This window comes from Dyella sedimenti, from assembly GCF_022760995.1.
In the GTDB taxonomy this organism is placed as follows: Bacteria; Pseudomonadota; Gammaproteobacteria; order Xanthomonadales; family Rhodanobacteraceae; genus Dyella; species Dyella sedimenti.
On record NZ_JAKWJO010000001.1, the window covers coordinates 503,502 to 516,320 of the forward strand.

A 12,819-nucleotide genomic window follows, 5' to 3' on the forward strand; every position below is an offset into this window, starting at 1 on the left:
GGGATGGGGGCGGGCACGAAAACCGGATGCCGGGGCATGTCATGAACGCATGGCGGGAAGCAATGGTGCACTCGCCCGGGTGGCGGGCATGCATGCTTGCGCCCCCGCTACCCATCTCCCAACCCCCTGGATCACACCACGCGTGCGCGCAGCAGATCGTGAATGTTCAGCGCGCCCACCACCTGCTGCTCGTCGTTGACCACCAGCAGGGCGTGGATCTGGTGTTTCTCCATCAGCTGGGCCGCCTCGATGGCCAGCTTGTCCGCGCTGATGGTCTTGGGGCCGCGGGTCATCAGCTCGGCCACGGTGGCGCCGCGCAGATCCAGGTCGTCGTCGTCCAGCGCGCGGCGCAGGTCGCCGTCGGTGAACACGCCCAGCAGGTGCTTGCTGGCGTCGATCACCGCGGTCATGCCCAGGTGCTTGCGGGTCATTTCCATCAGCGCTTCGGTCAGCGTGGCATTGGGCGGTACCGCCGGGATGCCTTCGCCGGTATGCATGACGTCGCTGATGTGCAGCAGCAGGCGGCGTCCCAGGCTGCCGGCCGGGTGCGAGCGGGCGAAATCCTCCGAGGTGAAGCCGCGCGCCTCCAGCAGGGCGACGGCCAGGGCATCGCCCATTACCAGCGCCGCGGTAGTGCTGGCGGTGGGGGCCAGGCCCAGCGGGCAGGCCTCGGCGGCGATGCTGGCGTCCAGGTGCACGTTGGCCTGCTCGGCCAGCGAGGACTGCGCATTGCCGGTGATGGCGATCAGCGGGATGCCCTGGCGCTTGATCACGGGAAGGATGAACAGCACCTCGTCGGTCTCGCCGGAGTTGGACAGGGCCAGCACCACATCCTGCGGCAGGATCATGCCCAGATCGCCATGGCTGGCCTCGCCCGGATGGACGAAGAAGGCCGGCGTGCCGGTGGAGGCCAGGGTGGCGGCGATCTTGCGGCCCACGTGGCCGGACTTGCCCATGCCGGTGACCACCACGCGCCCGGAGCAGCCCAAGATCAGCCGGCAGGCCTCGACGAACTCGGGGCCGACGCGGGGCTCCAGGGCGCGGATGGCGGCCGCCTCGGTGGCGATCACGGTGCGCGCGTTGCGCACGATGGAGTCGGCGTCGAGCGCGTGATGGCTGGCGGTGGCGGCGTGGGCGTTCATGTGTCCTCGGGTGCAGGGCCAGCAGGTCGTCATGGTCCTGAATGGCGGCGACGGTGCGGGATATCCCGTCAAATCATGATCTTGGCGGTCGGTGGCGTCCGCGGGAAGGAGGCCGCCGCCAGCTCGTGTCGTTTCTGCGACAGAGGTTTTCCATTACCATGGCATATTCGCATTTTAACGTCATAGTCGATGCTGTTGGGTTCCGCTGGCGCGGAGCTCCACACCGTTGACGAGAACCCCGCAACTGGAACAACCCATGGACGCTGCCACCATCCAGGCAATGATCGAACAAGGCCTGCCCGGTGCGCGGGCGGCCGTGAGCGGCGACGACGGCGTGCACTTCGAGGCCGAAGTGGTGGCCGAGCAGTTCGCCGGCAAGCTGCCGCTGGCGCGGCACCGCCTGGTCTATGCCACGCTGGGGGATCTCATGGGCGGTGCGATCCACGCGCTGGCCCTCAAGACGCTCACTCCCGCGGAGGTCGCCGCGCGCCGTTGAGGCGGCGCGGCGGTCCCGGCACCCTCTTTCGCAAGGACTTTCGATGGCCAAGATCCTGATCAGTGGCGGCGAGCCGCTCCACGGCGAGGTAGGCATTTCCGGCGCCAAGAACGCCGTGCTGCCGATCCTCGCTTCCTGCCTGCTGGCCGAGGAGCCGGTGGCGATCAGCAACGTGCCGCACCTGCACGACGTCACCACCTTCATCGAGCTGCTAGGCCAGATGGGCACGCAACTGGTGCTGGACGACCGCATGAAGATGCACGTCGACCCGCGCCCCACCGACCGCTACTTCGCGCCCTACGACCTGGTGCGCACCATGCGCGCCTCGATCCTGGTGCTGGGGCCGCTGGTGGCCCGCTTCGGCGAGGCCGAGGTATCGCTGCCGGGCGGCTGCGCGATCGGCTCGCGCCCGGTGGACCAGCACATCCGCGGCCTGCAGGCGCTGGGCGCCGAGGTGACCGTGGAAAATGGCTACATCCGTGCCCGCGCCAGCCGCCTGAAGGGCGCGCGCATCGCGATGGACATGGTCACCGTGACCGGCACCGAGAACATCATGATGGCCGCCGCGCTGGCGCAGGGCACCACCGTGATCGAGAACGCGGCGCAGGAGCCGGAAGTGGTGGACCTGGCGCATTGCCTGATCGCCATGGGCGCGCAGATCGAGGGCGTCGGCACGTCCACGCTCACCATCCACGGGGTGGACCGCCTGCACGGGGCCGAGTACGAGGTGCTGCCCGACCGCATCGAGACCGGCACCTTCCTGGTCGGCGCGGCGATGACCGGCGGCAAGGTGCGCGCCCGCAACGCGCGCGCCGACACGCTGGACGCGGTGCTGTGCAAGCTGGAGGAGGCCGGCGCGCAGATCGACACCGGCGCGGACTGGATCGAGCTGGACATGCGTGGCCGCCGGCCCAAGGCGGTGAACATCACCACCGCGCCGTACCCGGCGTTTCCCACCGACATGCAAGCGCAGTTCACTGCGCTCAACTGCGTGGCCGAGGGCGTGGGCGTGATTACCGAGACGGTGTTCGAGAACCGCTTCATGCATGCGCTGGAACTGCAGCGCCTGGGCGCGGACATCCGCCTGGAAGGCAATACCGCCATCATCAAGGGCGTGCCGAAGATGAGCGGCGCGCCGATCATGGCCACCGACCTGCGCGCCTCCGCCTGCCTGGTGCTGGCCGGCCTGGTCGCCGAGGGCGACACCACGGTGGACCGCGTCTACCACATCGACCGTGGCTACGAGAACATCGAGGAAAAGCTGGGCACGCTGGGCGCCAGGATCCGCCGGTTGCCGTCCTGAGGATGGATCGAAAAAGGCCGCGAAAGCGGCCTTCTTTTCGCTTCCCTTGTAGGAGCGCACCCAGTGCGCGACCACCGACGACAGCCATCGCCTCGTCGGTCGCGCACTGGGTGCGCTCCTACAGGCAGACGGCGGGATTTCAGTTGCCGCTCTTGTAGCTCACCAGTTCCAGCGTGAGATTGCCGCCGTCGCCCTGCGCCAGCTTCACCGGCATCGGATACTTCTGCGGCGCATACCAGGCGCTGAAGGCATTGTCGCTGTCGTTGCGCACGACGCGCTCGGTCTGGAAGCTGCCCGCGGGGACCTTCACGGCTTCCTTGGCAGCCACCTTGAATTGCTGGGTTTCCACGCTGCGCTTCACCGCGACGGGCAGCGCCAGCGCCTGCTTGCCGTCGCGCAGCGCCAGCCCGATGGCGTAGGGCATGGTGTTGCGGTCGACCAAGCCGGGGGCGCCGGCATAGTTCATCGGGCCCTTGCCGTCGTTCACCGTCACCTGGTTGGTGGACCAGTCCACCTCGGTATGGCGCTGCTTGGTCTTGAAGCCGGCGTCCATGCTGTAGTCGTAGCTGACGGTTTCCGGCGCGCCGTTGTTCCAGCGGAACCGGGTGGTCTCGGAGGAGTTGGCGCCGAGCGCGGCCGCGAGGCCCGCTGTGCCCTGGGTCTGGTTGCGGTATTCCCACTGGCCGTTGCCGGCGGGCTTGAGCGTCACCACGGCCTGGCCGATTTCCTGGCCACCCTGCGATACCCGGTAGGTCGCGGTGAATGGCGCGGGCGCGGTGGCCGCCACGGCGGTGGTGGTAGCGAAGGCCAGCACAAGGCCGGCGGCGAGGATGCGAAGGGTAGTGGGCTGGGTCATGGGGACCGCAGTCTACGTGTTCAGCCTGAACGACTTGTAGGGACGCTCAGTCGACCAGTTCGCCGTGGCGCAGTTGCAGCGGGGCCGGCAGCGCACGGCCATCGAGCGCCACGCCGTGGGGCGGCAGCAGCGCCAGGCGCCGTGCGGCGAGCAGGCGAAGCACGGCGGGCAACAGCTGGTGTTCGACGCCGAGCAGGCGCTGCGCCAGCCCGTGCTCGTCGTCGCCGGGCCGGACGTCGATGCGCGCCTGCGCGATCACCGGGCCGCCGTCGAGCTCGGCCGTCACGTAGTGCACGCTGGCGCCGTGCTCGGCGTCGCCCGCCTCGAGAGCGCGGCGGTGGGTATGCAGGCCGCGGTACTTGGGCAGCAGGGACGGGTGGATGTTGATCATGCGCCCGACCCAGGGCGTGAGCGCCTCGCCGTCGAGGATGCGCATGAAGCCGGCCAGCACCAGCGCGTCGGCGCCGCTGGCATCGAGCCGGCGGAACAGTTCGGCGTCGAACTCGCGGCGGCTGCCGAAGGCCTTGGGATCGAGCGCGAAGGTAGGTATGCCGGCCCCGCGCGCCAGCGCCAGCGCGCCGGCGTTGGCCTTGTCGCTGCCGACCACGGCGAAATCGACCGGCAGCGTGCCAGCGTCGCGGGCGGCGATCAGGGCCTGCAGGTTGCTGCCGCGGCCGGAGGCGAGCACGGCGACGCGAAGTGGGCTAGGCATGTCGATGCGAGACCGATCTGTCTCTCGTCATCCCGGCCAGTGCCGGGATGACGGTTGGAGGAATGGCGTGGTACTACTCAGCCGATGTGGACGCGCTCGTCGCCCTGGGCGGCCACGATCTCGCCGATCACCGCGCTGGCCAGACCGTGCCTGGCGAGCAGGGCGGAGGCGGCATCGGCGGCGTCGCGCGGCAGGATCACGGTGAAGCCCACGCCGCAGTTGAAGGTGCGCCACATTTCCTCGCGGGCCACGTTGCCCTCGCGCATCAGCCAGTCGAACACCGGCGGCAGCACGATGGCGGCGGCATCCAGCCGGATGCCCAGGCCGTCCGGCACCACGCGGATGATGTTCTCCTTCAGGCCGCCGCCGGTGATGTGGGCCATGCCGTGCACCGGCTGGCTCGCCAACAGCTCCAGCATGGGCTTGACGTAGATGGTGGTCGGCGCCATCAGGGCGTCGGCCAGGGTCACGCCGCCGAGGTCCAGGTCCAGCGGGTTGCCGGCGCGCTCGAGGATCTTGCGGACCAGCGAGTAGCCGTTGGAATGCGGGCCGGAGGAGGCCACGCCCAGCACCACGTCGCCGGCCGCGATGGCCTCGCCGGTGAGCAGCCGCGACTTTTCCACCGCGCCCACGGTGAAGCCGGCCAAGTCGTATTCGCCCGGCGGGTACATGTCCGGCATCTCGGCCGTCTCGCCGCCGATCAGCGCGCAGCCGGCCAGCTCGCAGCCCTTGGCGATGCCGCCGACCACGGCCACCGTGGTCTCCACGTCCAGCTTGCCGGTGGCGAAGTAATCGAGGAAGAACAGCGGCTCGGCGCCCTGCACCAGCACGTCGTTGACGCACATGCCGACCAGGTCGATGCCGATGGTGTCGTGGCGGCCCAGCTGCTGGGCCAGCTTGAGCTTGGTGCCCACGCCGTCGGTGCCGGAGACCAGCACCGGCTCCCGGTAGCGGGCGGACAGGTCGAACAGGCCGCCGAAGCCGCCCAGGCCGCCCATCACCTCGGGGCGGAAGGTGCGCTTGACCAGCGGCTTGATGCGTTCGACCACGGCATTGCCGGCATCGATGTCGACGCCGGCGGCGCGGTAGGTGAGGGCGTCGGACATGAGGGCAACCCGGCGAGGAGAAACATCGAATTGTAGCAGCGTGGGCGTGTACTTTGCCGGGGCCGCCATCCGGAATGCGCCCGGTTCGATGGACGCTGCGGGCCGGATTGGGCAGACTTCCCCGCGTTTCCCCTCCGGATTCGCTCCCCATGCGCCTGTCCCGCCTGCTGCTCGTCTGTCTCGTGCTGGGCCTCGCCCCGCTGCTGTCCGCGCATGCGCAGGGCCAGGTATCGCCGTATACGGTGGTGGTATCGGTGGCCGATACCAGCGACGGGGCGCGCAACAACGCTTTCGGCGACGCGCTGGCCCAGGTGCTGGCGCGCACCTCCGGCGGCCAGGACCTGAGCGGCAAGCCGGGCTATGCTGATGCGCTCAAGGGGGCTTCGGGCATCGTGCAGCAGTACCAGTACCAGCGGGCCGCCACTGGCCTGAGCCTGCAGGTGACCTTCGACCAGGCCGCGGTGCAGCGCACCGTGTCCCAACTGGGCGTGGCCAGCGCCGGTCCCCGGCCGCCGGTGTTGCTGGTGGTGCGCGACGAGGACGGCAGCGTGCTGACCCGCGACGCCCTGGCCGCGTTGACCCAGGCGGTGGCCGCCCGCGGCTACGCCACGACGCTGGCCGACCCGGGCAAGACCGCCGATACGCCGAATACCAGCAGCGCCGGGCCGGACCAGGTGGCCGAGCTGGCACGCCAGTACAAGACCGGCCTGATCCTGCTGGGCCAGTTGCACGGCAACAGCGCCGACTGGGTGCTGGTGTCCGGTGGCCCGCAGCAGCGCTGGAACAACAATGGCGCCAGCACGGCGGCCGTGCTGGCCGATGCCGGCAACGGCCTGGCCGACCGCCTGGGCAAGCAGCTGAACGTAATCGGCGCGGCCGCGGTGGACGGCAAGCTGTGGGTGTCCCAGGTCAACTCGGCCACCGACTACGCCAACCTGCTGGCTACCCTGCGCGCCGACCCGTCGGTGCGCCAGGTCGGCACCGTGGCCGCGCAGGGCGATGGCATCCTGTTCGCGGTGAAGTCCAGCCTGCCGATGGATGCGTTGTCGACCAACCTGTCGGCCGGCGGACGCCTATTGGTCGGCGATGCGCATGGCGGCGCGGACGCCAGCCTGCGCTGGATCCATTGAGGCGTCCCGCCTTGCGCCGCCGGCAGGCGGCGTGCCGCCCGGGTGCGCTGGCGATGCCAGGGCGCATGGGCCACACTGACTCACTCCACCCGACGACGTGCCCCGATGACGCATGACACCTCACGCCGCTGGCAGATGTTGGCGATCGCTGCCGTCATCCTGTACGTGCTCTGGCTGCTGGCGCCGGTGCTGATGCCGTTCGCCATCGCGGGCATGCTGGCCTACCTGGGCGATCCGCTGGCCGACCGGCTGCAGCGCCTGGGGCTGGGCCGCACGCTGGCGGTGAGCATCGTGTTCATCGTGCTGCTGCTGATCGCCGTGGGCGCGCTGCTGCTGCTGATCCCGCTGATCTCCCGGCAGATCGACAACCTGGTGCAGAACCTGCCGCGCTACGGGGACTGGACCGTCAACGTGGCGTTGCCCTGGCTGCAAGCCAAGCTGCACCTGGACCCCAACGCCTTCGATGTCGACCGGCTGGTGGACCAGTTCAAGTCGCATCTGGGTTCCATCGGCGACGCCGCCTCCACCGTGCTGGGCAAGATTTCCCGCTCCAGCATCGGCGTGCTGTCCTGGCTGACCAACCTGGTGCTGATCCCGGTGGTGGCGTTCTACCTGCTGCGCGACTGGGACCGCCTGGTGGCCTGGATCGACCGCATGCTGCCGCGCTCGGTCGAACCCACCATCGCGCACCTGGCCCGCGAGGCCGACAGCGTGCTGGGTGCCTTCGTGCGCGGCCAACTGGCTGTGATGCTGGCGCTGGGCATCTTCTATGGCGTGGCGTTGACCGTGATGGGGCTGTCGGTCGGTCCGTTGATCGGCATGGTCGCGGGCCTGCTGAGCTTCGTGCCCTACCTGGGTTTCATCGTCGGCTTCGGCTCGGCCCTGGTCGCCGCGCTGGTGCAGTACGGCGACTGGAACCACGTGCTGATCGTGGTGGGCATCTTCACCGCCGGGCAGCTGCTGGAAGGCTACGTGCTGGTGCCGCGGCTGGTGGGCGAGAAGATCGGCCTGCATCCGGTGGCGGTGATCTTCGCGGTGCTGGCCGGCGGTTATCTGTTCGGCTTCCTGGGCATCCTGCTTGCCCTGCCGGCGGCCTCGGTGATCCTGGTGCTGCTGCGCTACCTGGCCGAGCGCTACCGCCAGAGCGACCTCTATACGGAGGAGGGCAGCGGTGACCCGGTGCTCACCGAGGTGGACATCGAGGTGGACACCCCCGAGGGTACCGTGAAAACCAGCACGCTCGTCGACCGTGCCGACAAGGATGCAGCACCGCCCGCATGATCCCGCAGTTGCCGCTCGCCCTGCGCTGGCCCCGCCGCCAGCGTTTCGAACATTTCCATCCCGGCGCCAACGCCGCCACGCTGGCGGCCGTGGAGCAGCTGGCGCGCGGGTCCGGCACGCCCTGGCTCTACCTGGCCGGGACCGCCGGCAGCGGCAAGAGCCACCTGCTGATGGCGGCCTGCCAGGCGGCCTTCGAGCACGGCCGCACCGTGCAGTACCTGCCACTGGCCGGCCTGCGCGACCGCGCGGCGGCGATCCGGGGCGTGGCCGGCAGCGAATTCCTGGCGCTGGACGACCTGGGCGCCATCGCTGGCGACCGCGAGGCGGAACACGCGCTGTTCGACATCTACAACCGCGCCAGGGCGGAAGGCGCGGCCCTGCTGTTCGCCGCCGAGGCGCTGCCCGCGCAACTGGGCTTGGGCCTGCCGGACCTGCGCTCGCGCCTGGGCGCCTGCCAGCAGGCCCTGCTCAAGCCGCTGGACGACGCCGAGCGCCGCGCCGTGCTGCGCCAGCAGGCCGCCGCGCGCGGCATCGAGCTGGACGACACCGTGCTGGACTGGCTGTTCAACCGCTACGCCCGCGACCTCGGCGCCCTGCTGGACCTGCTCGATCGCCTCGACCAGGCCTCGCTGGCGGCGCAGCGGCGTATCACCGTGCCGTTCCTGCGCGGGTTGCTGAAAGAGGCGGAGCCGGGAGCCTGAGGAAACGAAACACTGTGGGAGCGCCCCCTGTGCGCGACAGGCCGGCCACAGTCGCGCACAAGGGGCGCTCCCACAGGACATCGATACGAAAAAGGCGCCTTGCGGCGCCTTTCTTTCGACGGGTCAGGCCATCAGCAGCCTGGGCGTGGCGTTGGCGCTGATCGCATCGACCATGGCCTGCGCCACGTGCAGGTTGCCGGCGACGATGTTGCCGCTCTCGGGGATGCCGTCGCGGCCGGCGAAGTCGCAGTAGCGGCCGCCCGCCTCGCGCACCAGCAGGGCACCGGCCGCCATGTCCCAGGGCTTCAGGCCGATCTCGAAGAAACCGTCGTAGCGCCCGGCGGCGGTATAGGCCAGGTCCAGCGCGGCCGAGCCGGAGCGGCGGATGTCCTCGGCCTGGCCGAGCATGGCGCGGGTCATGGCCAGCTGCGCATCCAGGTGGGAGCGCTGGCGGTAGGGGAAGCCGGTGGCGATCATCGCGCCGCCCAGGCCCTCGCGGCGGCCGACGCGGATGCGGCGGTCGTTGAGGTAGGCGCCGTCGCCCTTGCTGGCGGTGAACAGCTCGTCGCGCAGCGGGTCGAATACCACCGCGTAGACCGGCTCGCCCTTGTCGAGCAGGGCGATCGACACGCAGAAATGAGGAATGCCGCGCAGGTAGTTGTGGGTGCCGTCGAGCGGATCGATCACCCATACCAGCGGGCCCTTGCCGGCCGTGCCGCCTTCTTCGGCAAGGAAGGCGTGGGTGGGGTAGGCGCGCTTGAGTTCCTTGATGATCTCGGCTTCGGCCAGGCGGTCGACTTCCGAGGCGAAGTCCATGCGTTGCTTCTCGACGACGTTGAGTCCGTCGATACGGTTCATGTAGCGCAGGATGATGTTTCCTGCGGCGCGCGCGGCGCGCACCGCGACATTGACGGCGGGTCTTGGCATGGCTTCGGCTTTCAAAAGAACGGGGTTGCGGTCGCGAAGTCTAGCAGAGGCGGCGCCTTTGTTCAGGTCCGGCGAGGGTGGCGGTTTGACAGGGCGGCCGGCGGTTCCCAAGCTTGGCGGCCGTTTGCCGCCATCCGCCAGCCCATGACCGCCCCGCCCGACCTTGCCGACCGCCTCCGCTACGTGCTGGTGCGCACCTCGCACCCGGGCAATATCGGCAGCGCGGCCCGCGCCATCCGCACCATGGGCTTCCATCGCATGGCCCTGGTGGCGCCGCACCGGTTCCCCGACCGTGAGGCCTCGGCACTGGCCGCGGGGGCGGACGACGTGCTGGAAAACGCCATGGTCAGCGAGGGCCTGGTCGAGGCCCTGGCTGGCACCAGCCTGGCGCTGGGGCTGTCCGCGCGGCGCCGGGGTGTGGACCTGGAGGAGATCACCCCGCGCGAGGCGGCCCGGCGGGCGCTGGTGGCGGCCGCGCGCGGCGAGCAGGTGGCGCTGGTGTTTGGCAACGAGCGCACCGGGCTGGAGAACGAGGAACTGGCGCGCTGCCACGCCATGGTGCGTATCCCCAGCGTGGACGACTTCAGCTCGCTGAACCTGTCGCAGGCGGTTCAGGTGATGGCCTACGAACTGCGCGTGGCCTCGCTGGGCGAGGTGGCGGCGCCGGTGCGCGCCGATGCCGAACCGCCCGCCGACGCGGCGCGGATGGAGCGTTTCTTCGAGCATCTTGCCCAGGCGCTGGACGACATCGACTTCCACAAGGGCCGCGCGCCGACCACGATCATGCTGCGCCTGCGCAAGCTGTTCCAGCGTGCCCAGCCGGACGAGCGCGAACTGCGCGTGCTGCATGGCATCCTGGCCGACGCGCAGCGCATGGCGGCGATCGCGAGTGGGAAGCTGGAAAAGGGGTGAGGGTCTTGGGGCAGTCGCGCACTGGGTGCGCTCCTACCGTATCGTCGGTTGTGGTCGCGCAAACCTCCTTATAGGAACGCACCCGGTGCGTGCGCGCCCCCCAGGCGATCCCCTCATCAAAAACCATCCTCCTCCACATCGACAGCCGGCTTGCGGCTGACCAGCAGCTTGTCGATGCGAGCGCCGTCCAGGTCCATCACCTCCACCCGGAAGCCGCGCCATTCGAACGACTCGCCGGTCTGCGGGATATGCCCCAGCGCGGCCATCACCATGCCGGCGGCGGTGCGGTATTCGTGTTCTTCCTCGCCGGGCAGGGCGTCCACATGCAGCAGTTCGCGCAGGTCGTCGGTAGACAGCGAGCCGTCGATCAGCCAGCTGCCGTCCTCGCGCTGCACGATCGGCGGATGTTCCTCCTGGCCGCCGCCGCCCAACTGGGTGGCGCCCACGATGGCGGCGAGCAGGTCGTTCAGCGTGACCAGGCCCACGATGTCGCCGTATTCGTCCACCACCAGGGCGAGCTGGGTCTCGGCGTCCTTGAACTCCTCCAGTAGGTCCAGCGCGCGCGCGGTGGCGGGGACGTAGAGTGGCTTGGCCAACTGGCCGAACACGTCCGGCTTGCCCTCGGCGTAGCCGCGCAGCAGCCGCTTCACTTCCACCACGCCCACGATGTCGCTCTCGTCGCCCCGGTATACCGGGTAGCGCGAATAAGGCGTGCTGCGCAGGATTTCCTCGTTCTCCTCGTGGCTGGCCGAAGCATCGAGCCACACGATGCGCGTGCGCGGCGTCATCACGCTGTCGACGGTGCGGTCGCCCAGGCGCAGCACGCGGTTGACCATGTTGCGTTCGTCGAGGTCGAGCACGCCGTGCTCGGCGCTTTCGGCCACCAGCAGGCGGATTTCCTCTTCCGTCGCCACGTCGCTGCCGCGGCTGCGCACGCGGAGCAGGCGCAGCAGGGCGCCGCTGGAAAAGTTCAGCAGCCATACGAAGGGGGCGGCGATGCGGGACAGCAGCAGCATCGGCATCGCTACATGGCCCGAGATCACTTCCGGCGCGGACAGGGCCAGCCGCTTGGGCACCAGTTCGCCGATGACGATCTGGATGAAGGAGATGAGCGCGAAGCCCAGCACCAGGCCGATGATTCTGGCGTAGGGTTCCATCCAGGCCGCGCGTCCGCCATGGATGGCCGTGGCGATATGGTCGCCCAGCGCGTCGCCGGCCAGGGCGCCGGTGACCAGGATCACCAGCGTCATGCCCACTTGCACGGTGGAAAGGAAGCGCTCTGGCGCCTCGGCGTGGCGCAGGGCGGCGCGGGCGCGGCGGCTGTCGCGGGCCATCTGCTTGAGGCGGGTCTTGCGCGAGGCGACCAGCGCCATCTCCGAGAGCGCGAAGAAACCGTTGAACAGCGAGAGGACGATGACGGTGACGATCTCGGTCAGCATCGGGGCGGCCGTTCGCCAAGGTGGTCGCGTTTGTACATGAGACGCAGTGTAAGGCCAAGCCATGGCGCAGGGGTGGGTGCGACAGACCGGGCTGAGCGGCCGTGATGCGGCGCGGCAGGCGCGTCCTGTAACATATCTGTCATTTCGGTCCTCGCACCCCAGGCAATAACTGCATGTTTTCATTGCAAACGATTTTCGGCAAAGGCGACAAGTTCTACGGCCTGCTCGAGCAAAGCGCCGAGGCGGCGCGCGAGAGCGCCAAGGCCCTGCACGAACTGGTGACCCATAAGGACCACGCACCGGTCATGGCCGCCTTTGCCGCCGCGCGCGCCAGGGAGAAGGCACTGGCCGGGCAGATCAGCGAGGAACTGGTGAACACCTTCGTCACCGCGCTGGACCGCGAGGATATCGAGGCGCTGAACTCCGCGCTCTACAAGATCCCCAAGACCATCGAGAAATTCGCCGAGCGCTACGAGATCGTGGCCGCGCGCGTCGCGGACGTGGATTTCGGTGCCCGCGCGCTGGTGCTGGAGCGGGCCACCGAGGTGGTGTCGGAGATGATCGGCGAACTGCGCCGCGGCCTGCGCATCGATCCGGTGAAGAAGCTGCAGGACCGCATGCAGACGCTGGAATCGGAGGGCGACCGCATGCTGCTGTCGCCGTATCGCACCCTGTATGTGGAAGGCAACGATGCCATGCGCGCCATGCTGGCGAAGGACCTGTTCGAGCTGATCGAGAAAGCCATCGACAAGTGCCGCGACGTCGGCAACACCGTCTATTCGATCGTGCTGAAGAACTCCTGAGGCCGGCCCGA

At 69.3% G+C, this 12,819-nt stretch carries 13 protein-coding genes; 7 read left to right on the forward strand and 6 right to left on the reverse strand.

Annotated features, from left to right (window positions below; translation table 11 throughout):
* Positions 1–131 precede the first annotated feature (131 nt).
* Positions 132–1,142, reverse strand: a complete 1,011-nt coding sequence (locus MJ605_RS02195) for a KpsF/GutQ family sugar-phosphate isomerase (protein WP_243039219.1) — start codon at positions 1,140–1,142, stop codon at positions 132–134.
* A 256-nt stretch (positions 1,143–1,398) separates the two neighbouring features.
* On the opposite strand from MJ605_RS02195, the gene MJ605_RS02200 reads away from it, so the two are divergent.
* Together MJ605_RS02200 and murA are read left to right on the forward strand one after the other, a co-directional pair.
* Positions 1,399–1,638, forward strand: a complete 240-nt coding sequence (locus tag MJ605_RS02200; RefSeq protein ID WP_243039220.1) for a BolA family protein — start codon at positions 1,399–1,401, stop codon at positions 1,636–1,638.
* A 43-nt stretch (positions 1,639–1,681) separates the two neighbouring features.
* Positions 1,682–2,941: a UDP-N-acetylglucosamine 1-carboxyvinyltransferase gene (gene murA, locus MJ605_RS02205; RefSeq protein ID WP_243039221.1), complete on the forward strand. Its 1,260-nt coding sequence runs from the start codon at positions 1,682–1,684 to the stop codon at positions 2,939–2,941.
* Positions 2,942–3,080: 139 nt separating this feature from the next.
* Here murA and MJ605_RS02210 read toward each other — a convergent pair whose 3' ends face one another.
* The 3 genes from MJ605_RS02210 to purM form a co-directional block, all read right to left on the reverse strand.
* Positions 3,081–3,797, reverse strand: coding sequence for a DUF3108 domain-containing protein (locus MJ605_RS02210; RefSeq protein ID WP_243039222.1), 717 nt, complete (start codon positions 3,795–3,797; stop codon positions 3,081–3,083).
* A 46-nt stretch (positions 3,798–3,843) separates the two neighbouring features.
* Positions 3,844–4,509 (reverse strand): phosphoribosylglycinamide formyltransferase, encoded by a 666-nt coding sequence (gene purN / locus MJ605_RS02215; RefSeq protein ID WP_243039223.1) that lies wholly within the window; start codon positions 4,507–4,509, stop codon positions 3,844–3,846.
* A 77-nt stretch (positions 4,510–4,586) separates the two neighbouring features.
* Entirely contained in the window at positions 4,587–5,615 is a 1,029-nt protein-coding gene (purM, locus tag MJ605_RS02220; protein WP_243039224.1) for a phosphoribosylformylglycinamidine cyclo-ligase, read from the reverse strand.
* Between the two features lie 149 nt (positions 5,616–5,764).
* Here purM and MJ605_RS02225 point away from each other — a divergent pair, with 149 nt between their 5' ends.
* The 3 genes from MJ605_RS02225 to hda all read left to right on the forward strand — a co-directional run bounded on the left by MJ605_RS02225 (position 5,765) and on the right by hda (position 8,727).
* A complete protein-coding gene (locus MJ605_RS02225) occupies positions 5,765–6,745 on the forward strand; it encodes a DUF2066 domain-containing protein (protein WP_243039225.1) in 981 nt (326 codons plus the stop codon).
* 105 nt (positions 6,746–6,850) lie between these two features.
* The gene (locus MJ605_RS02230; protein WP_243039226.1) at positions 6,851–8,026 is read left to right on the forward strand and encodes an AI-2E family transporter; all 1,176 of its coding nucleotides are present in this window, start codon (positions 6,851–6,853) and stop codon (positions 8,024–8,026) included.
* Complete coding sequence (gene hda, locus MJ605_RS02235) at positions 8,023–8,727, forward strand: DnaA regulatory inactivator Hda (protein WP_243039227.1); 705 nt, start codon at positions 8,023–8,025, stop codon at positions 8,725–8,727. The genes MJ605_RS02230 and hda overlap by 4 nt, the downstream gene beginning before the upstream one ends.
* Before the next feature lie 123 nt (positions 8,728–8,850).
* On the opposite strand, the gene MJ605_RS02240 is transcribed toward hda, so the two are convergent.
* Positions 8,851–9,654 carry an inositol monophosphatase family protein gene (locus tag MJ605_RS02240; RefSeq protein WP_243039228.1) on the reverse strand — a complete coding sequence of 268 codons (804 nt, stop codon included), beginning with the start codon at positions 9,652–9,654 and terminating at the stop codon, positions 8,851–8,853.
* Between the two features lie 144 nt (positions 9,655–9,798).
* Here MJ605_RS02240 and MJ605_RS02245 point away from each other — a divergent pair, with 144 nt between their 5' ends.
* Positions 9,799–10,566, forward strand: a complete 768-nt coding sequence (locus MJ605_RS02245) for an RNA methyltransferase (RefSeq protein WP_243039229.1) — start codon at positions 9,799–9,801, stop codon at positions 10,564–10,566.
* A gap of 116 nt (positions 10,567–10,682) precedes the next feature.
* Here the strand turns inward: MJ605_RS02245 and MJ605_RS02250 are convergent, their stop codons facing one another.
* Entirely contained in the window at positions 10,683–12,005 is a 1,323-nt protein-coding gene (locus MJ605_RS02250; RefSeq protein WP_243039230.1) for a hemolysin family protein, read from the reverse strand.
* 173 nt (positions 12,006–12,178) lie between these two features.
* Between MJ605_RS02250 and MJ605_RS02255 the strand changes: the two genes are divergently transcribed.
* Positions 12,179–12,808: a DUF47 domain-containing protein gene (locus MJ605_RS02255; protein WP_243039231.1), complete on the forward strand. Its 630-nt coding sequence runs from the start codon at positions 12,179–12,181 to the stop codon at positions 12,806–12,808.
* Positions 12,809–12,819 lie beyond the last annotated feature (11 nt).